The organism is Enterobacter sp. 302C9 (genome assembly GCF_034106085.1).
Lineage (GTDB): Bacteria > Pseudomonadota > Gammaproteobacteria > Enterobacterales > Enterobacteriaceae > Enterobacter > Enterobacter asburiae_B.
The window spans coordinates 1103180-1121403 of the sequence record NZ_JAWNBW010000001.1; the positions used below are offsets into that span (position 1 = coordinate 1103180).

The 18224-nt window shown below is 50.6% G+C and carries 32 protein-coding genes and 1 pseudogene; 12 read left to right on the top strand and 21 right to left on the bottom strand.

The window, feature by feature from the left end:
- Positions 1 to 105: 105 nt before the first annotated feature.
- The 20 genes from UR289_RS05415 to UR289_RS05510 form a co-directional block, all read right to left on the bottom strand.
- Positions 106 to 1392, bottom strand: coding sequence for an Arm DNA-binding domain-containing protein (locus UR289_RS05415; RefSeq protein WP_320709276.1), 1287 nt, complete (start codon positions 1390 to 1392; stop codon positions 106 to 108).
- Entirely contained in the window at positions 1392 to 1607 is a 216-nt protein-coding gene (xisR, locus tag UR289_RS05420) for an excisionase family protein (RefSeq protein ID WP_045406214.1), read from the bottom strand. Before xisR ends, UR289_RS05415 begins: the two co-directional genes overlap by 1 nt.
- A 122-nt stretch (positions 1608 to 1729) precedes the next feature.
- The gene (locus UR289_RS05425) at positions 1730 to 2263 is read right to left on the bottom strand and encodes a hypothetical protein (RefSeq protein ID WP_320709277.1); all 534 of its coding nucleotides are present in this window, start codon (positions 2261 to 2263) and stop codon (positions 1730 to 1732) included.
- Between the two features lie 43 nt (positions 2264 to 2306).
- Positions 2307 to 2522, bottom strand: coding sequence for a TraR/DksA family transcriptional regulator (locus UR289_RS05430; RefSeq protein WP_320709278.1), 216 nt, complete (start codon positions 2520 to 2522; stop codon positions 2307 to 2309).
- A 91-nt stretch (positions 2523 to 2613) separates the two neighbouring features.
- Complete coding sequence (locus tag UR289_RS05435) at positions 2614 to 2961, bottom strand: hypothetical protein (protein ID WP_320709279.1); 348 nt, start codon at positions 2959 to 2961, stop codon at positions 2614 to 2616.
- Complete coding sequence (locus tag UR289_RS05440; protein WP_320709280.1) at positions 2958 to 3176, bottom strand: hypothetical protein; 219 nt, start codon at positions 3174 to 3176, stop codon at positions 2958 to 2960. The genes UR289_RS05435 and UR289_RS05440 overlap by 4 nt, the downstream gene beginning before the upstream one ends.
- Complete coding sequence (locus tag UR289_RS05445; RefSeq protein WP_320709281.1) at positions 3173 to 3724, bottom strand: phage N-6-adenine-methyltransferase; 552 nt, start codon at positions 3722 to 3724, stop codon at positions 3173 to 3175. Before UR289_RS05445 ends, UR289_RS05440 begins: the two co-directional genes overlap by 4 nt.
- Positions 3721 to 4185, bottom strand: a complete 465-nt coding sequence (locus UR289_RS05450) for a hypothetical protein (RefSeq protein ID WP_320709282.1) — start codon at positions 4183 to 4185, stop codon at positions 3721 to 3723. Before UR289_RS05450 ends, UR289_RS05445 begins: the two co-directional genes overlap by 4 nt.
- A 2-nt stretch (positions 4186 to 4187) precedes the next feature.
- Positions 4188 to 5249 (bottom strand): DGQHR domain-containing protein, encoded by a 1062-nt coding sequence (locus UR289_RS05455; protein ID WP_320709283.1) that lies wholly within the window; start codon positions 5247 to 5249, stop codon positions 4188 to 4190.
- Positions 5246 to 5710, bottom strand: a complete 465-nt coding sequence (locus UR289_RS05460) for a hypothetical protein (protein ID WP_320709382.1) — start codon at positions 5708 to 5710, stop codon at positions 5246 to 5248. Before UR289_RS05460 ends, UR289_RS05455 begins: the two co-directional genes overlap by 4 nt.
- A 2-nt stretch (positions 5711 to 5712) precedes the next feature.
- Positions 5713 to 6393 (bottom strand): lambda exonuclease family protein, encoded by a 681-nt coding sequence (locus UR289_RS05465; protein WP_320709284.1) that lies wholly within the window; start codon positions 6391 to 6393, stop codon positions 5713 to 5715.
- Positions 6390 to 6596 (bottom strand): winged helix-turn-helix transcriptional regulator, encoded by a 207-nt coding sequence (locus UR289_RS05470; RefSeq protein ID WP_074165348.1) that lies wholly within the window; start codon positions 6594 to 6596, stop codon positions 6390 to 6392. The genes UR289_RS05465 and UR289_RS05470 overlap by 4 nt, the downstream gene beginning before the upstream one ends.
- On the bottom strand, positions 6593 to 7510 hold the full coding sequence (locus tag UR289_RS05475) for a RecT family recombinase (protein ID WP_320709285.1): 918 nt from the start codon (positions 7508 to 7510) through the stop codon (positions 6593 to 6595). Before UR289_RS05475 ends, UR289_RS05470 begins: the two co-directional genes overlap by 4 nt.
- 9 nt (positions 7511 to 7519) lie before the next feature.
- Entirely contained in the window at positions 7520 to 7798 is a 279-nt protein-coding gene (gamL, locus tag UR289_RS05480; RefSeq protein ID WP_320709286.1) for a host nuclease inhibitor GamL, read from the bottom strand.
- A gap of 7 nt (positions 7799 to 7805) precedes the next feature.
- Complete coding sequence (locus UR289_RS05485) at positions 7806 to 8735, bottom strand: hypothetical protein (RefSeq protein WP_320709287.1); 930 nt, start codon at positions 8733 to 8735, stop codon at positions 7806 to 7808.
- A 70-nt stretch (positions 8736 to 8805) separates the two neighbouring features.
- Complete coding sequence (locus tag UR289_RS05490) at positions 8806 to 9015, bottom strand: hypothetical protein (RefSeq protein WP_001514158.1); 210 nt, start codon at positions 9013 to 9015, stop codon at positions 8806 to 8808.
- Entirely contained in the window at positions 9012 to 9173 is a 162-nt protein-coding gene (locus UR289_RS05495; RefSeq protein WP_320709384.1) for a hypothetical protein, read from the bottom strand. Before UR289_RS05495 ends, UR289_RS05490 begins: the two co-directional genes overlap by 4 nt.
- On the bottom strand, positions 9170 to 9430 hold the full coding sequence (locus UR289_RS05500) for a hypothetical protein (protein ID WP_045325421.1): 261 nt from the start codon (positions 9428 to 9430) through the stop codon (positions 9170 to 9172). The genes UR289_RS05495 and UR289_RS05500 overlap by 4 nt, the downstream gene beginning before the upstream one ends.
- A 425-nt stretch (positions 9431 to 9855) precedes the next feature.
- A complete protein-coding gene (locus UR289_RS05505) occupies positions 9856 to 10392 on the bottom strand; it encodes a hypothetical protein (protein ID WP_213729852.1) in 537 nt (178 codons plus the stop codon).
- Between the two features lie 26 nt (positions 10393 to 10418).
- Positions 10419 to 11111: a helix-turn-helix transcriptional regulator gene (locus UR289_RS05510; protein WP_320709379.1), complete on the bottom strand. Its 693-nt coding sequence runs from the start codon at positions 11109 to 11111 to the stop codon at positions 10419 to 10421.
- Positions 11112 to 11238: 127 nt separating this feature from the next.
- Between UR289_RS05510 and UR289_RS05515 the strand changes: the two genes are divergently transcribed.
- From UR289_RS05515 to UR289_RS05540, 6 genes and pseudogenes are all read left to right on the top strand, one after another.
- Positions 11239 to 11490, top strand: a complete 252-nt coding sequence (locus UR289_RS05515) for a transcriptional regulator (protein WP_001514164.1) — start codon at positions 11239 to 11241, stop codon at positions 11488 to 11490.
- A 29-nt stretch (positions 11491 to 11519) separates the two neighbouring features.
- A complete protein-coding gene (locus tag UR289_RS05520; protein ID WP_320709288.1) occupies positions 11520 to 12065 on the top strand; it encodes a toxin YdaT family protein in 546 nt (181 codons plus the stop codon).
- A gap of 61 nt (positions 12066 to 12126) precedes the next feature.
- Complete coding sequence (locus UR289_RS05525) at positions 12127 to 12843, top strand: GIY-YIG nuclease family protein (protein WP_320709289.1); 717 nt, start codon at positions 12127 to 12129, stop codon at positions 12841 to 12843.
- On the top strand, positions 12844 to 13686 hold the full coding sequence (locus UR289_RS05530; RefSeq protein WP_320709290.1) for a hypothetical protein: 843 nt from the start codon (positions 12844 to 12846) through the stop codon (positions 13684 to 13686). It begins immediately after the preceding gene.
- Positions 13683 to 14372: a replication protein P gene (locus tag UR289_RS05535; protein ID WP_320709291.1), complete on the top strand. Its 690-nt coding sequence runs from the start codon at positions 13683 to 13685 to the stop codon at positions 14370 to 14372. The genes UR289_RS05530 and UR289_RS05535 overlap by 4 nt, the downstream gene beginning before the upstream one ends.
- 1 nt (position 14373) lies before the next feature.
- Positions 14374 to 14496 (top strand): annotated as a pseudogene (locus UR289_RS05540) (protein ren); the annotation flags it as partial.
- 237 nt (positions 14497 to 14733) lie between these two features.
- On the opposite strand, the gene UR289_RS05545 reads toward UR289_RS05540, so the two are convergent.
- Entirely contained in the window at positions 14734 to 15693 is a 960-nt protein-coding gene (locus UR289_RS05545; RefSeq protein ID WP_320709292.1) for a hypothetical protein, read from the bottom strand.
- Between the two features lie 326 nt (positions 15694 to 16019).
- Here UR289_RS05545 and UR289_RS05550 point away from each other — a divergent pair, with 326 nt between their 5' ends.
- Genes UR289_RS05550 through UR289_RS05575 form a run of 6 tightly spaced genes read left to right on the top strand, consistent with a single transcriptional unit; the run spans position 16020 to position 18083 of the window.
- On the top strand, positions 16020 to 16475 hold the full coding sequence (locus UR289_RS05550; protein WP_320709293.1) for a YbcN family protein: 456 nt from the start codon (positions 16020 to 16022) through the stop codon (positions 16473 to 16475).
- Positions 16475 to 16645: a NinE family protein gene (locus tag UR289_RS05555; RefSeq protein WP_320709294.1), complete on the top strand. Its 171-nt coding sequence runs from the start codon at positions 16475 to 16477 to the stop codon at positions 16643 to 16645. The genes UR289_RS05550 and UR289_RS05555 overlap by 1 nt, the downstream gene beginning before the upstream one ends.
- Positions 16638 to 16928, top strand: a complete 291-nt coding sequence (locus UR289_RS05560) for a DUF1364 domain-containing protein (protein ID WP_320709295.1) — start codon at positions 16638 to 16640, stop codon at positions 16926 to 16928. The genes UR289_RS05555 and UR289_RS05560 overlap by 8 nt, the downstream gene beginning before the upstream one ends.
- The gene (locus tag UR289_RS05565) at positions 16925 to 17284 is read left to right on the top strand and encodes a RusA family crossover junction endodeoxyribonuclease (protein ID WP_320709296.1); all 360 of its coding nucleotides are present in this window, start codon (positions 16925 to 16927) and stop codon (positions 17282 to 17284) included. The genes UR289_RS05560 and UR289_RS05565 overlap by 4 nt, the downstream gene beginning before the upstream one ends.
- Positions 17281 to 17397 (top strand): hypothetical protein, encoded by a 117-nt coding sequence (locus UR289_RS05570; protein ID WP_110875363.1) that lies wholly within the window; start codon positions 17281 to 17283, stop codon positions 17395 to 17397. The genes UR289_RS05565 and UR289_RS05570 overlap by 4 nt, the downstream gene beginning before the upstream one ends.
- Positions 17394 to 18083, top strand: coding sequence for a bacteriophage antitermination protein Q (locus UR289_RS05575; protein ID WP_320709297.1), 690 nt, complete (start codon positions 17394 to 17396; stop codon positions 18081 to 18083). Before UR289_RS05570 ends, UR289_RS05575 begins: the two co-directional genes overlap by 4 nt.
- The last annotated feature ends 141 nt before the right edge of the window (positions 18084 to 18224 follow it).

The window sequence follows — 18224 nt, forward strand, 5'->3', positions numbered from 1 at the left end:
TGTAATTAAAAGAGTAACCTATATATCCTGAATGAAACAGAGGGGAGGTTTTGCCAGATCAATAATTCATGAAAATTTATTACTTAATGTTGTTGCATGCTGAATTCAAAGGATTTTCTTTGACTTCAAATCGCCTTGGGGGCGTAACGGGGGCATATTGGCAAGAATTCTCTTGTTTATAATGGCAACCTGGTCCTTGTCCATATCACCGATCCACTTCGCGTAAACCTCATAAACCATCCTTGAATCCTCATGCCCCATCTGAGTTGCAATAAAGGAAGGGTTTGCCCCAGCAGAAAGCGACCAGCATGCGTAAGTGTGTCTGGACTGGTACGGATGCCGGTTACGAACGCCAGCACGACGTAAGCCATTCTTCCATCCATAGGATATAGAATTTTTCGAATAGTACCCGACCTTTCTTGTCGATCGACTCGATGGAACGAATACTGGCCTGATAACCTGCATTTCAGTTTTACCATGCTCACGATGATGATAGATGATCTCGTGCTGCGGAAGATGGCCAGTAAGCTCGAACTGTTTTTTCAGTGCATCCAGAGCTGGCTGGAGCAGGGTAATTGTCCTGATCCCGGCATCCGTCTTAGGCGGTACGAATAAGCCTTTCCGGGTCAGGTTCCGTGAGACATGAATCTCTCCATTTAACAGGTCAACATCTTCCCATGCGAGAGCGCACAGTTCACCGTGCCTCAGACCGGTATGAATAGCCACAATCCATAAAAGCGAGTGCTGTTTAGACAGGTTAGCGATGAATGCCTGGTATTCGTCAAATGTAAGAGGATCAGGAGTTCGTTTCGATACCTTTAAAGTAGATATGCCTTCGTATGGGGTATGAGATATGAACTGGCTACGGTGAGCTATTCTGAGCATCTCTTTGAGAACGCTCATTAGAGTATTTACGCGTGCTGGTGATCGGCCCTGCTTCTTAAAATTCGGTAAACCGGGATTCACCACCTCACCAAACAACAGCTCGCGACGATATGAAAGTATGTCGGCGTTCTGTATGTCAGTTAAGACTGTCATGTCGCCAACAACGCGTCTGAGGGTGTTTACCGTCGACCGGATCGTGAGCATGGTGGCATGAGATACCTCCAGCGCCTTTGAGTCAGTAAAGAGCTCGCATAATTCAGCAAAAGTGTTTATCCGCTTTGTGGTTCCGAACTTGCTCAACGCCTTTGATTCAGGAAAGCGGGTTGCGTAATCGAAAGTGCCCATCTGAATTTCACTGACAATCATTGCCCTCAGATTGCCAGCTTTCTTTATATTGCTGTTGTTCACCAGCCAGCCGCGAAGTACCTCACGACAACGTACCCCGCGGTAGTAAAAAGTAATGCGGATCTTTCCGTTATGTAACTCGACACCGGTAGGGAAATTCATCAGATATCCTGCACTAACTGGTTTATTTTAGGTAGGTTGTACCAGAGCAATCCTTTGGAATTGTCGGTTTGCCCCTGGGCTGTAAGATGCTTGAAGTGAACACCTTCAACCCACAGCTTCAGTCGGTAATTTTTGATTTGGCCTTCTGTGAGACCGGTTCTTTCGGTGAGTCTGGCTTCAACAACCCACTCTTCATTGAAAATGACCTGTGCCATAGATGACTCCTGACAACCGGCGTGAGTATACCCACGTCTGTTGCGTCGTGTTGATTAATCGAAATCAGGTAAAAATAAACCCGCCGAGGCGGGTTGAATGATGAGAGATTTTAAGTGGGTGCTTAGTTAATTTTTAATTCTCGCTTAGCTTCTGCGACTAAATCGCTGAGCAATTTTTCAGAGAGTTTGAGGTCCTTTTCTGACGCTTCATAGCTTTCAATAGCATCCTCATACCAATCATCCATCATTTTCTTCCTGGCATTAACATAGAAGTCGAGCAAGCTTTTGACTTTGGTAGTTAATGTAAAATCAGCTAACTGCGCTATTCTTTCAAGATCTTGAAGATCAAGCCAATACTCAGTTCTTAACTTCTCTTCGATCTCTTTCGGATGTGGTTTGAACCGAGACTCACCAGGTTCCATTTGAGCATATTCGCAACGGAGGAAGTAGTCATTGCTCATCTTAATTCGATAAGCAATATTGATGATTTCTGTGAACGCTTCCAATCTCTTTTCCCACCACTTCTCTTTGTAGAACTTATTCAAAGCAAACTTGGTAGAGAAATATGCGGCTAGCGCAGCTACAAGTAATGGAACAACAAATTTTGATAGAACATCCGTTAAATCCAGCGTTGTTTGCACAGGCATGGCGGTCATTTCATATCCTTAAATCATTAAAACTATACTCATCATAACTTGATTATCGAATATGTTTAAGCGCATGTTCTTTTCTTTCCTGGCACTCAGAGCATGTCTGGCAGCCGGGAACTGCAGCACGCCGCGGCTCTGGGATATCCTCGCCGCATTCCGTGCAATACTCAGCTGATACGGCGTTGCGGTCGATGCGGTGAGCGGAAAGGGCAGCGTTACGCTGAAGCTCTTCAATCTCTGCTGCGGTATCGATGATATCGGCCATGGTCAATGCTCCCGGAACTGTCGGTTAATTCGGTTGAAGGTGAACGCCAGCAATAAAAAAGGAGCCTTAAGCTCCCGGGTGATTAGTGCCTTCATGCGGCGCGCTCCGCGTTGTGTTTGAATGCCCACTTTCGGAAAGCTTTCTTCAGGTCGCCTTTTGTGTAACGCATGCCGCGGCGCGGATTGTGTCGTGGGTTACGCGCACGCTTTTCAATCGCCCCACTGAACAGGCAACCGGTGGCGTCATCCATATTCATGAAGACACTTACGATATTCTTCATCCCATATTGAACGAGCACGACAGGTTTAATCTTCTCTGGGTGTTTCCACGCTTTTTTGTCACTGAACATCGCCATGCGCATATAAGTGCGAAAGTCATTCGATTTATCGCCGGATTTCATTTTGCGAAGATAAACCGCGCCTTTCCTATATTTGCTCATTGTTCTGCTCCATACCGCCCGTTAAGGCGGCCAGTTTTGACGACGAACTCTAGGAGGCTAACTCCCAGAGCTTCAATTTTCTTGTGATGCTTGCTGATGATGGGTGGCACCGTTTCGTTCCAGTTAGGCTTTGGCTTCTTGCGCATGGCCTGCTGGATTTCCTCTGTGCAGCGGCGGCAGGCGGCGCGGATGGCGTTGTCTGTTTCTGACATCATGCGGCCTCCCGGCGGGCGAGAAGTTTCGCCCCGAAAGCCATCAGTTCGTCCCGGTCCACAGTTGCGAAGTGGCAGTGTGTACGCGGGTACGGCCGCCAGATGATGAGCATCGACCCTTTGTTGTTGCCGCTGGCTGGCTTACCGGTGACCGGGTTGATAAATGCCAGCCGCCCGGCGGTGATGAAGCGAACCTCGCTGGCGGTCTGGATAGCCTCCTTAAACCAGCCAACCGAAGTGTCAGCCGGTACCAGCATGACCGTGCCGATCTGATTGGCGCTCTCGGCTGCAGCCTTCTTAACGAACGGCGTAATGTCGCTGTAAGGTGGGTTCAGCCAGACGTAGCCGGGAATGCTCAGGTAATCATCCCAGGGCGTTTCCAGCGTGTTCTGCTCGGCGGTGATGAACTTCCGGCACAGCGCGTTATGAGGAGCCGCGGCAGCATCCAGCTGGAAGCAGAACTCAGCATCAAGGGAAGCGAACAGCGCTGGTGGAGTGCGCCATAGGTCGCGCTGATCCGCTGGCGTGTTGCTGCCGGTGTAATCAGTCATGCCGCCTCCCGTCTGCGTGCCAGCAACGGCCCGTCGTGTCCTGCGTTAAAGCTTTCAACCATCGCCCGGCAACACGCCGGACAGCAGCTATAAGTCCTTTGCGGCTCTCCGTCGAATTTCCAGTAAGAGGAACGCATAGACGCGGAGAACGTGGCGCAGATATCGCAATGAAAGGCTCCCGTTTCCAGAACCCTCATTAGCTGAGGCTTGGAGAGTTCGAACTTTCTGGCGATAACCGCATACTCAAGACCGGCATCAAGCAGGGCTTCAATCAGCTGTAGATCGTCGATGGTTAATTTCCCACAACGGTAAAGACCCATGCTGCTGGCCTTCATCTGGATAGACGCTTTGGTGCGCTGTAACGTTGCGCACAGTTCATCCATATCCATGTACAGATAGGTTTTTGACAAAAAGATGGCCTGAGAATCAGGCCAGGGCATTGAGTGCATCTGCATTGTCATAACTATTCCTCAAGGCTTTTCGCCAGGATAACTTTGACGAGCCGCTCAGCAGCTGATTTCTGCGCCGGAACGGAGGCAATAATCGTTGGACGGTCTTTTTCGGCATTCACGCATATACCGCCCCAGCGCGAAATCAGGAAGAAGTCTTCCATCTCAGAGGAGCCCGCACTGCTCGCCAGTTCCTCAATCATCTGGACGATATCGACGATTGAGTGTTCAGCCATCAGCCGCTGAACGGCGTAGCCGAAGGCATTGATCATCACTGCATGGAACTGAATGTAGTCGCGCTTGTAGTCTGCCTGGCTGGTTCCGTGGCGAATCGCCTCGATCTGCGTCAGGGCCAACCAGGCCTCCCAGATGGATTCGATGTCGCCCATTTCCAGCGGCTTACTGCCCGCGTTGGCAAACTTGGCCGTCGCGTCACTAAGTGCCTTGAAGCTCACCCACAACTTACTTTTCGCCGGAACGACGTTATGCTCGAAGTCTGTCACCTCTGCGAAGGTGTCGTGCTGAGACAGGAACGTGACCATCCCTTGGGCTACATCATTACGCCCGTCATAGGCCATGTTGATCGCAGCAGAAGGTTTCGAAACGTTGTTATTTATATCGGAGAAGAACTGCTGGCGTGCCTTCAGCGGGAGGTTATGGGTCAGCATCAGCGGGATGCTGATTGGCTCTCCGTAAGTCCGGCAGAACTCAGCTAACCCGGCGGCGCGGTGCTGGCCGTCGAACAGCTTGATCACTGCATCCATAGGGAAGCGTGCGACGCCCACATTCGTATTGCCGAACTCTTCAAACTCAATATCCGCGTCGCAGTTGCCGACCAGCGGCGGGATGATGAAGGGCTCTTTATTTTGGTAGGCATTGACGAGGTACTGGTAAAACTTCTTAACTCGCGCCTGGTTAATTTCGCGTTGAGAACGCTCGAGCGTGCTGCCGTGATTGTCGGAGGCAAGTATGCGCGTCAGTGCGCGGGCCGGCGCCGTTATCATGTAAGTCGCCGTGCCACCCTGCATGCCGCGCGACGCCGGGAACTCGAAGAAATAATCGCCTACTTTGCTCATGCATCCTCCCGCTCCGGATCGTTAACATCCCAGCCATTACGCTCAGTATTGGTTTGCAGCCGCTTATCTCCGACCTCTTCAATGCTGCGGCCGGTAATCTCTGAGACTTCGGCGTTTGAGTGTCGCCACAGCAGCGCCAGTTCTTCGGTAGTCCATTCAGGCATGACTTTTCCTCCTGAGGATCGGGCAAGTGAGTTGCGCTTGCTGCGCACGGAGTGGATAGAGCGACCGGTTGCCGCGGCGATTTCTTCGGGAGTGAATCGGCCAAACAGAAACAACTCTGCTTTGGTCCACTTCCTGAGGTTGGTGTTGGCTGGTAATTTCACATTGAGGCGAGCGGCCTGGTTGTAAACGGCACGTTCAGTTCTCTCCAGTTTTTCGGCAATCAATGAGACGGGCATCTGCCCGGCAACTTCATGCAGGAACAGGTTTTCCCACGGTTGCCAGTGATTTGCTCCCATCGTTACCTCCACTGTTCGCCAAACGTGAAGCCAATCTCCGCCAGCGCCTCGTCCATCTTCTCGATGAACTCCGGCACCATTTCGTTGAAATCGGACATGTACTGCGGGTCCCGCTCAACGACGACGTGGTGAATGCCTTCGCGTTTCATGCGGGGGTCATAGTTGGCAAAGAACCAGGCATCTTTCCCGGTCACCCACATACTGTACTGCACCTGGGCCATGTACGCAGACTTGATGGCTTCGAAACCGCCAAGGCGGAATTTCATGAAGTCGCGGGAGGTGAAAGGGCATTTCAATTCGAGGCCGAAATCGTTACTGCAAAGGCCGTCAGGGGAGCACGCAGTGCGCATGCTCTCGTCACGGAACAGGATCGGAGACTCCGTGACTTTCACGTCGGTGGTGAACTCGAAGAGAGTGCGGGCGTCTTCCTCATACTGCTTCCCCCAGGCCAGCGCCTTGGCGTTAACCTCTGGCGCGACGCCGGTGCATATCTCGGCGAGTAGCGTGTGGAAGTAGGACATTTTCATGTCTGTCCACTTCTTTCCCGATCGTGGCTTGGAAATGACGTTGTGCACTTCAGAGGCGGTGATAACGCCGAGGCGCAGCCGGTGCCACGCCTCATCGCCCTGTTGGATAGTAGTTACGTCAATACCGGTCCGGGCAAGGATAATTTCTGGTGTCATAGTTTTACCCTGTATACGTTCTGCTTATTTGAACGGGTGCCATCGTGAAACCATATCGCGCACCTGGTGACTTCTATCCATTTACGCCGCTCAAGCTCGGCGATGAACCATGAAACGCGAGACCTTGTAATGCCTAAAATCTTTGCCATGTCGCGAATGCTGTGTTTTCCGCTTCGCAACAATGAAAGGAGGGAAGGTGTCATGCTGCTGCCTTTTGCCTGAGGAACCCGAGAGCCTTAACACCTTCCAGTTCTGTCAGGTCGGCTGGCTGCGAGATAGGGCGTTTGAAAATGCGTGAACAGAGAGGGAGAAGATCGGCATCCCATGTCTTATCCAAAGAGACAAGCAGGTCGTTTATCTCTTTCTGCGTGGTTTCGCTAAGAGGCGTTATATCGCGCTCTGGCTGTCGTTCTGCTGCAAAGTTGATGCCTTCTTCGCCCTCGGTGTTAACGTGGTCGATGGCGGCATCCAGGCGTTCACGTCGAGGCCAGTATTTTGCTGCCTGCTTCACGACCGTCTTTAGGATCATCTGTTCTTCATCTGTGACCCATGGACACTTTTTGCTGTTGTCAGATTTGTACTTCTTCCACGCTTCTGAGCGGTCACGGATGGAGTAGATGGCATCGATGCGCATCGTATGGGTGAGGTAATCACCATCGTCAGTTTTTACCGTTACATACGCGCCTACGATGTCCCCGCGCTGCTCTTCAGTATCGAAGTCGTTGTAGATGTGGATCGGCGGCTTATCGAGCCCCTCGCGGCGGAACTGGTCGTTTCTGCGAACAATTGCCGACTGACACCACTTAATGGCGCCAGACTGCTGCGCGATGTGCATCAGCCCCATGTAACTGATGTCGAGGCAAACCGCCCCTTTACGCGGTACCAGGTAAGCCAACTTCTGAGCTGGGTTTAGCGAAATGCCGATTGCCGCAACGTTGATGATTGCGTTCTGCGTGCTGGTCTGGTTCTGGAATGCAACTTTGGCGAGGTAGTCGTTGTTCTGAAATAACTGGATGGCGAACTGGCTTTCCTTCGCCCATACCATCCTCTCGTCTGTGGCCGCCTTAATGAAAAGCGGCTCCTGTTGTTTGACGAAATCAACAAGGGTTAAGCTCATGATCACTCCTTAGAACGGGCAAGGCGCCTGACGCTGCCATTCTTCTTCTGCGCGGGCATACGCACATTCCGATATGTATTTGTTGTATGCCTCTTCGGCTTTTTCTCCGATAAGGGCAAACTGGGCTTCCTGGGGCAGGAACAAGCTGCTCATTTCCAGAGGTTTCGCAGGGAACATAGCGATCAGTTCCTTCGCCCGATCGCCGATCCACTTCTCTTTTTCGTCTGTGAGCTGCTGCTCAGCCCAGCGCCGATCTTCGATTCGGTCGTAAGTGAGGAATGCATTCATGGTTGCCTCAGTAATGAATTTTCGCGCAGGGGATCAGTTCATCTTTCAGAGCGGTAAGCACTTCGATAGCCTGTTCGCGGGTTAAGCTGGTATTGCTGGTGAGCGCGTTAACGATGTTGGTGCCGACCGTCTTGCGATGCTTCACGTCAGCTTCGCGCTTGGCTTGCTCGTCGGCTTTGCGCTTCTCTTCGGCCAGGCGAGCATCTTCGGCCTGTTTTGCCTTCAGGCGCTCGGCTTCAACCGCCGCAGATTTTTCGCGCTCTGCCCGTTCTTCCGCTTCCTGCTTCTCACGTGCCGCACGCTGTTCCGTTTCAATGCGTTGGCGTTCTGCAGCTTCCAGTTCAGCCCTGTGATTCGCTTCGGCATCGCGGCGGGCTTGTTCTGCCGCTTCGCGCTTAATGCGTTCTTCGTGATCACGCTGAGCCTGTTCCGCCTGACGGCGCTGCTCTTCGCGGTCACGGTCAAAATCCTTATTCATCAGAAGGGCCAATTCGTGGTCCGCTTCAAACTTGGCCGCCAGCTCTTGATCGAATTTGATGTTCATTTCCAGCGCTTCGGCGTGCAGCGCGTTCATGGCTTCCTCAGCCTTGATGCGTTCCTGCTCGGCTTCCCATTCGGTGAGTGGGCGGCGGGTCGCATCTCGCAGCTCGTCGCAGGCATCAACGAATCGTTTAATTTCGGCCTCAGCCGGACGCACAGCCTCTTTCAGGCGCTTAAGGTACTCACGGCCCGGCTTTTCAATCGCCGTCTTGCTGCGGGACACCTGCGCCGCCAGAGAAGCGACACGGTCACGGCCTTTCTTCGTGGACAGGTCCGGAACTTCGTTTACTGCCTGACGAATTTGCTCGAGATAAGCGTCAAGGCCGCCGGCTACGTAAAGCACTGGCGCCTGCTCCGGCTTGATTTCGATTACAGTTAAGTCCGTTACTTCGCTCATGGTTTCTCCTGAAATTTGGATGTGCAGATCCCGCCCGCTTAATGCCAGGCCGAACGGTTGAATAGGGTGGTTAGTGCTGGATAGGGTTGCCGTGACCGTCCAGAAGGACGTCAATCACGCAGTCACTGAGGCGGATGATTTCTGCATCGGTGTGCAGGTACACCCATTTTCGCTCTTGAATAACCGCTGATACGCGATAGGTGCGGCCTTCATGCATTGCCATCATGCCGGGCGTGACGCACTGGCGAATGAGCGGGGTAGTGCCGTAGTGGTGCATCATTTTTTACCCTCCACCTGAGCCAGTAAGCCAGCAACGTGCATCTGCCAGCGGTTCAGTGTCAGCTTGTCGCGCGGCGCCAATACCGACGTAAGCTGCCACTCGTTATCGTTGAGCTTTTTGGCTGTGTACTGCTTGCCGTTGTGGGTTACTGTCATCATTCGCCATGCTCCGTGCCACCAATGAAGCGCTCTGGCATTTCATCGAAAATCTGCATGCTCAACACAGCCACCTTTCCGTCTCGTAACGGGAACGCATATTCCTTTTTCACAACGTAGAGGTGGTCAGCGGTAGCTCTCAGAACCATATCGGTAACATCTGTTTTCTTTCCAACCCAGCAGCTTTTGACTGGGTTAAGTCGTCCTTCGAAAATTGTTCCAGTTAGTGGACTGGCGCCAATCATCTTTACAGTGCTCATAAATCCTCTTGGCCTTATCGCGGCGAACGGAACGGTTAATACAAGACTTCAACGCATTTATTCAGTGTTTCAATGGGCGGTGGATGGCCGCCGGTTGTCATAACTAAGCCGCCTCGGTGAAGCGACTGAGGTATGAAGGTCATTTGATTACGCACCATTGCCGCTCTCCCTGAGCCCGCCGGGCGTCCGACGCATGGTTTAAAGACGCGCCGTTCGTCTATGCGGTTAACAATAGCTAAAGCGATTATTTGAGTCAATCGCCAAAACGATATCAATCATCGATAAAGCGATAAATTATTGAATGTTAAAGCGATATTTTTTTTGTGAATAGCGAAAAAAGTGATAGCTGTTGAGTTAAAAAGTTGGGGTAAGGGAAGGAGTGGGTGGGTTAGGACAATAAAAAACCCGCCGGAGCGGGTCGGATGTTATTCTGATTCTGGATTTATTTCTGGGGTTGAATATCCATTCAAATCGAAAGTGAACTGGCGAGCCCCGGATTGATAAAAATCGGCCTCGATAATCAGTTTCTTATGTTTGGCTATGTCCTGGAGAAACACTTTTGGGTCTTCTAAGTAAATAACATCAGTACTACCATTATTTGGCTTGAGTGTTTTGTATTTCTGTATTTTCTCGTTATCAAATTTCACATTGATATAACAACCATCATGTGAAGGGCAATTGAATTGACCTTTAGTGATGATGAGGATTGCTTTATCTAGCTGAATATTGTCAGGGTTTTCACCTTCTTTTAGTTCGACTCTAGGGGAGCGCAGAACCATAGCCAGCCATGAGCCGCCTTGATATGGTGGCTGTAAATCAACAGGTCGCTTTGAGTTAGTCTGTAGAATTTTCTCAGTTGTACCACGCATCTCATCTTTAGAATATGTTAACAACCATCTCGCAGACATTGCCTGAGAAGAAATCAAAGCTGTGCTTAAAATTGCAAATTTCAACCATTTCATAATTTTGTTATTTCCGTATTTTATATTTAAGCGAATCTTTTGTAGTCAACAGACTGCCTAAGCAGAACTTTGGCCATCACATAAAATGTATCTTCATCTTCAGGTTCAACGTACCACTTTTCGTAAATCGGGTTGTCGGATATTACCGCGAGGCGGTCTCGCTGCATCTGAAGGCGCTTAACGTGAAGGGTTTTGCCGAAGACAAATACATAAACCCCATCACCGTCAAAATGCGTAACGCCGGTATCAACGAAAATCTGATCGCCAGGTGATATGGTGCCATCCATGCTGTCGCCGTTAACCGTAATGACTTTGACGTGTGCAGCGGGTCGGTTGCCGAACAACGCGCGCGCTTGTTCAGTTGTGTATTCAATGGCTCGGATAGTTTCAATGAAATCGCTGGTGACAATTGCGCCCGGTCCAGCACTGGCTTTAACGTCGAGAACATCCACGCGGTAAACCCCATTCAGTGACGGCTTAACCTGGTATAGCGCAGTCGACTCTCTTGCGCCATTGGAAGCCATTTCCCCTTCGCCAGTAGACAGCCACTCCGGCCGCACACCCAGAACAGAAGCGATCTCAACGGTTTTACGAGAGCCGTTCGCGTCCTTGAGTAACTTATTTACGCTGGACTGAGCCATGCCGACATCTTTGGCTAATCGGCCCTGTGTATATCCAGCATGTTTCATTGCCTGCGCCAGGCGCTCCGAGAATCCCATATTCACCTCTATTACTGATTCCTTTAACTGTATCGCTCAAGCGATTATTTAGCAAAAAATCGCCTATGCGATTGACATTCGCTAAAGTGATAACCATAATCGCTTTAAACTGATAGCTGAGGTGATTATGAAGACCCCAACAGTAGAGAAGAACTCCGCAGTAGAGAAAGCGATCGCCATCGCTGGCAGCCAGAAAGAACTGGCAAAACGTTGCGGTAAAGCCCAGTCCACTATCTGCGACTGGCTTAACGGAAAGAAACGCATCTCCCCGGTTCACGTTCCTGAACTGGTGAAAGCGGTTGGTGGTGAAATCCAGGCTCATGAATTCCGCCCGGACCTGCCGTCCATCTTTCCACACCCTGACAACCATGCCGCTTAACGGCGGCCCTAACCACGAAAGGGAAAGCAATGCATTCACTTGCGTATCAACAAGGTAACAATTTTTCGCCAACGGCGATGATTTACCAGAATCGCCGGGAACCTGATTCCGCGGCGTTAAACATCAATGGGATCCGCGCAGCAGTTCGCGCCTGGGCCGCTGATTGCCGCAGCCGTGAATTTGTCGCAGCGCTGATTGTGGAAGAGTGGCGGGCAACCGGCGGCACCGGTCTGAATATCCCGACTGACTCGCACCGCCAGATGCAGAAAGTATTCCGCTGGATTGATGGCGACACCGAATACGCCGCCAACAACATTCACCAGCTGGCGCCGGCAATCATGTCCGTATTGCCGCTGGAGTACCGCAACCGCCTGGCGCCACAGAACGACACGATGTCGCTGATCGCATCCGCGATGAAAGAGTGTGCTGAAGCTAAACAGGCCGTGCTGCTGGACGCTCCAGAGCATCAGAAGCTGAAAGAGGTAAGCGAGGGTATAGCGTCGCTGTTCCGTCTCATGCCGGAGCAAGTAGGACCGCTGATGACGATGGTCACGTCGATGCTGGGGGTCATGTGAGAACTACAGAAATGACGAAAGCCGGTCTGCGCGAACAGAACCGACTTTCAGGTGGAATTAATTGGATCAATTCACAGAGGCAATTATGCATCTCGAGCCATTAACAAAGCAAGTCGGCGTACTGAAGACTATGGATGTTCCAACCGACTTCAGAATGGAAGGGTGGGTATACGTGTTAAGCAATCCATGTATGCCTGGCATATACAAAATTGGAATGACCACAACAAGCCCGGAAGTTCGAGCGCGAGAGCTTTCATCAGCTACTGGTGTTCCTGTTCCATTCAAGGTTGAGGCGGCTTTCTACAGCCACTCTCCGATCGAAGCTGAAAAAGAGATTCACGATGCTTTGTCGGAATGGAGAGTAAACGAGTCTCGCGAATTTTTTCAGCTTGATTTGAAAGAAATTATTCATGCTTGCTCGTGCAGCTGTGAATGCCAGGTCGGTGAAAAAGCTGAATACATAGCTATTTACCACGACTTCATCATTTTTGAGAGCCTCAGCAAAATCAATATACCTGAACTTTTTAATGAGATTGGGATTAGCGTCTTCGGCGACAAGCTTGCAGCTGCTGAGCGATTAATTCGAATCGGTGCGGAAACTATTTTCAATATCCGTAGAAAAAGCGGCGTTGTTATCGCTGTGCACGATTCAAATGCGTATGCGATCGAACCCGCTGATGAACAGGCGCTAAAAGAAGCCATGAATGAATATCAGGCTCATAGAGAAGAGCTTGATAGACGTGGAATTTACGGCCCAGAACAACCAGTGGAGTTTTAAATGGCCAGATCGCGAAATATCAAACCCGGCTTTTTCACGAACGACGAGCTTGCAGAATGTCAGCCGCTGGCGCGCATTCTCTTCGCTGGTTTGTGGACTATCGCCGATAAAGAGGGTCGCCTTGATGACCGCCCTAAGAAAATTAAAGCCATGGTGCTGCCTTTTGATGATGTCGATTGTGACGCTTTGTTGCAGCAGCTGCATCAGCACAAATTCATCAACCGTTATCAGGTAAAAGGCGATTCCTACATTCAAGTTTCTAACTGGAAAAAGCATCAGAACCCGCACTGCAAAGAAGCGGCAAGTGAGATACCAGAACCATCCCAGAACCAAAATGGCACCGAACAAGAACAGTGCAATTCAGATGCAAAAGAGGAAAAGGAAGAAGAGGGAAAGCCTCAAGTCATTGAAAATAATGAAGCACAAGAAAAGCACGGTGCTAGTAAGGTGCAAGAACAGGTTAAGAACAGTTTAAATCCTGCTGATTCCCTTAACCTGATTCCTGATTCCTTGGTTAACACCCAAGCCGCTTACGCGTCTTGCGAAGAGGCCAATGCGGATATTCATGAGATATCGAGTCGGTACGCATTCGAGGGCCAAATCGTTCGGCTGAACCACAAGGACTATCAAGCATGGTTAAACCTGTACCCGCTGATAGACCTGAATTACGAACTTCAGAAGCTGGATATCGAGTTCACGCATGAGAAGCCAAAAAATTGGTTTATCACTGCCAGCCAGAAGCTGAGTTATCAGAACAAGCAAGCGGCAGTACGCGGCAAACCAGCCGCGAAGCCGGATCTGGACTTCAACAACACTGACTGGGCTTATGAGGTGATTCGATGAAATCTCTTGCAGAGCAGATGCGTAACCATGACCGCGAGCAGATGAGCCGCATGGCCCATAACCTGCCAGAGCAATACCAGGAGCGGGCGCCGGTCGAGCAGGTGGCGCAGGTATTCAACGGACTGTTCAACCAGCTGCGTGCCGCGTTCCCGGCCAGCATGGCGAACTTCCGCACTCAGGACGACCTGAACGAATTCCGCCGTCAGTGGCTACTGGCGTTCCAAGAGAACGGGATCCACACCATGGCTCAGGTCGATGCAGGTATGCGCATTGCCCGCCGCCAGGAGCGCCCATTCCTGCCGTCGCCGGGCCAGTTCGTCGCCTGGTGCAAGCAGAGCTGCGGGGCGCTGGGCGTCAACGTTGACCAGGTGATCGCCGAATACTGGGACTGGCGTAACCGTTCGTTCGAGTTCACCTCCAGCGAGCAATTCCCCTGGTCGCAGCCGGTCATGTACCACATCTGCGTAGAACTGCGCCACCGCAGCACAGAGCGCCAGTTAACGCATGGTGAGCTGGCACGCGAGGCGGGCGATCTGCTGGATATGTGGGAGAAGCGCGTCACCGAGGGTAAGCCAGTGCCGCCTGTGCGCCGGGCGATTGCAGCACCGGCTGCCGAACACGGGCCGACGCCGATCCAGCTGCTGCTAGCGAAGTACAACCGCAACAAGTCGAACGGGATGGTGTGAGATGAAAGGCAAACAGGCAATTCTGCGTTATATCGAAACACACCGGACCTTCACCGCGAAGGATGTGGCTACAGAGCTTGGCATGTCTACCAACTGCATCATTAAGAACGCCATCGATCTGGATTGAGACTACAAGATTGCGCTCGTTAGCTAGGGTTGTAGAGCAGTTAATTATGCTGATCACATTATTAGAGTAATATTGTACAGTGCGTATCTTACTTCCACGCCCCTGAATTAATCAGATTCTCCGTCGTGAAGATGAGGGTTTAAACTGCATTGTAATATATTCTATATACTTAATAACTACAGGCTTTATTTGCTTAATTACAGAGGTTAAGCCGGAACTTAACCTCTATATGATTTAAGGGTGTTCGATTAATTTAGATGATTGTTCTTTCGCCCAACTTGTATTTTGCACCCACAATTTTGCAGGATTGATAATTGATATCTCTTGTTCTGTGGTAATATTGCCTTGATTGTCAACTAAACTCAAAATGCCAAGTAAGTGGTTATATGTCTCATCCTTATTGTGCTTGAGAGTTAAGATCTCATTTTTAAGTTTCTTTATTGCTTCAAGGTGCTGGCTGTTTATTTGAGATTTTTCATTATTTAATTCATATAAGTTGGTGCGCATTAAACTAATCGATGCGTTATATTCGTCGCTCTCCTTTTTTAAGCCTTCTATGCGTTTTGCTAATTCACTATTCTCTTCTTTAAGAGTTTCATTAATAGTTTTGGAGTTAGCAATAGACTCAGATAGTGAAGATAATGTGTTTTTGAGATCGCTTATATTAGATTGAGATGTAAAAGCTTCTGCCTTCAAGCTTTCCTGCTCGGCTTTTAATCGGAGTCTTTGCGTCTCAGTAGCTTCCTCATAATTTACTCTGGCTATAACTGATAACTCTTTTTGCTTATAACTATGTCGAACTAAATATTCATCATGGGATTGTTTTAATGTTCTTGCTGATACTAAGATTTTATCTATAAGATTGTTAATAAATGGGCTTAAGAGAATCAATGTTAAAGTTGATGCGAGGGGTAACCAAATTGTCGTAGCGTTGGGTATATCCCAATACAATATAATATTGCTTGGCATTTTTTTGACTGTATCTATTCGAGTGATAATGCTCTGTTTGGAAAAGAATAAAATAGCCAGCCTATCCCAGTTAAATAAAGCCCAGGAAATTATAAACCCAAAAAAAATGGGATTGCTAAACCGTGCTACAATAGCTTCCTGTAGCGGTTTTAAGGTCTCTAGACCATGCTTAAGTAGTGATTCATTAGAGTCATCATTTTTTTCATCACTTTTTGTTTTGCTCATATTTATTTCCGTTATTAAAAAGATGATAATATTTTGTTGTTTACTTAGTGGGTGATTATAAAGGCACTTGTTGTTAAGGTAAATACCTGTTAATGCTAGTACTATCAAACAAATTGGAAAACCAATTGTAAAAATAATGAAGTCGACAGTTGTTGTATTTATCCTGCCCTGTCATAATGGTGTTACCAGAGCCTGAACAACTCCGGTGACTTCTGCGCATTTAAGGGGACTTAAATGCGACAACAATCTGAACTCCTCACCTTCTCACAGATGCAGAAATGCACCTGCGATTTTCTGCATTCTGCGGTTTCCGGCAAGGAGGCCGTATGACACTGCCAGTAGACGGCATCAAACTCCATCGCGGCAACTTCGCGGCCATTGGCCAGCAGATTCAGCCATTGCTGGATGCCGGGCAATGTTTCCGCCTTCAGGTTAAGCCGTGGCGCGAGAAGCGCAGCCTGTCGCAGAACGCGCTCAGCCACATGTGGTACACCGAAATCAGCGAATACCTCATCGCCCGCGGCAAGACCTTCGCTACACCCGAGTGGGTCAAGGACGCGATGAAGCACACCTATCTCGGCTATGAGAGCAAGGACCGGGTAGACGTCGTGTCCGGAGAGGTGACCACGGTTCAATCTCTCCGCCACACCTCCGATCTGGAAACCGGCGAGATGTACAACTTCCTGTGCAAAGTCGAAGCTTGGGCGATGAATATCGGCTGCCACCTGACCATACCCCAAAGTTGCGAGTACCAGCAGCTGCGCGATAAGCAGGAGGCCTGATGTCTACTCCACTTTCCCGCTTCATCACGAACGAAATCTTCCGCGTTCCGGCGCGCCGCCAGCGCAAGCCCGCGGTTAAGCCGTCCGAAATCCCGACCCTGAAGGACTACACCTCCCGTCTTGTGGATCAGAAATGGCTGCGTCTCGCGGCACGGAGGGCGCATGGCTAATTTATGCAAGGCCGCACGCGGCCGCGAATGTCAGGTGCGGATCCCCGGCGTATGCAATGGCGACCCTGAAACCTCAGTGCTGGCACATATCCGCCTGGCGGGCCTGTGCGGAACCGGAATTAAACCGCCAGACCTGATCGCCACCATAGCATGCAGCAGCTGCCACGATGAGATCGATCGCCGCACTCGCCTGGTCGATGCGGATTATGCAAAGGAGTGTGCGCTGGAAGGCATGGCCCGCACACAGGTTATCTGGCTCAAAGAGGGGCTCGTGAAGGTATGAATATTTACGATATCACGCCCGTCAGCAAACCTCGCATGACTCAACGGGACCGGTGGGTAAAACGTCAGGCAACAGCGGCATTTTGGGCTTTCAAAGCCGAAGTACGCCAGCTCGGAATCTGTCTGCCTGAGTCCGGTTATCACGTCACCTTCATCATTCCCATGCCAAAAAGTTGGAGCCAGAAGAAGCGCGCGCAACTGAACGGCCAGGCTCATCAGCAGAAACCGGATAAAGACAACCTGGAAAAGGCGCTACTCGATGCCATTTTCGAAGACGACAGCCGCGTCTGGGATGGCCGGGTGACAAAACTCTGGGGAGAGAAGGGGCAGATCATCATCGGGGAGTGCGCGCCGTGACCAGAGACGAGATAACCCGATATCAGGCCGAAAGCGTTAAGCGCGCAAACCTGCCGCCAGTAGCAAAGCACAGCAAGACCAAAACTAATCAGCCACAGAAGGAAGCCGCATGAACAGTCAGCAACTGGAATACGTACGTCAGCAGCTCATTGTGGCGACCGCAGACCTAAGCGGGGCGACGAAAGGGCAGCTGGTAGCTTTCGCCGAGAACGCGCAGTTCACCGCGACGGCGCGCAGCCGAGGACGGAAGAAAATAACCGATCCGGTAACCGGCCGCAAAGTGAACCCGGACGGCCCGGCGATGAGCGGCAGCCAGTCCCGCGCCAAGGGATCATCCATCGCGCTGGTGGGGCCGGTTGAGTTCGTGACCGCATCGTGGCGCCGCGCTGTCCTGTCACTGGAAGACCACCAGAAAGCATGGCTGCTGTGGAACTACAGCGAGAATATCCTCTTCGAGTACCAGGTGGCGATCACGCAGTGGGCCTGGGCTGAGTTCATGGGGCAACTCGGCGCAAAGAAGCTGGCCGGCAAGACGATGGAGCGCCTGAAGAAGCTAATCTGGCTGGCGGCGCAGGACGTCAAAGCGGAACTGGTAGGGCGTGAGACGTACGAATATCAGGCGCTGGCGTCGCTGGTTGGCGTAACGCCAAAGAACTGGTCAGAGACGTTTACGGACCGCTGGGTTGAGATGCGGCGCATCTTTCTGTGCCTGGATAGTGGGGCTTTATTGCAGGTTACGCGATCACGTTCACAACAAAAGGCGACAAATTTAGACTCAAGTCTTGCAAAACTGGATTGAAACGCATATATTTCATGTAAATCTGATATTGTCGCCATAGCTTCGTAGGTCGACAAAGAATTAACAGCCTCGCCATCGTGCGGGGCTTTTTATTTGAACAAAAAAGATATCCCAAGCTTTACTAGGAAGATGAAAATTGCG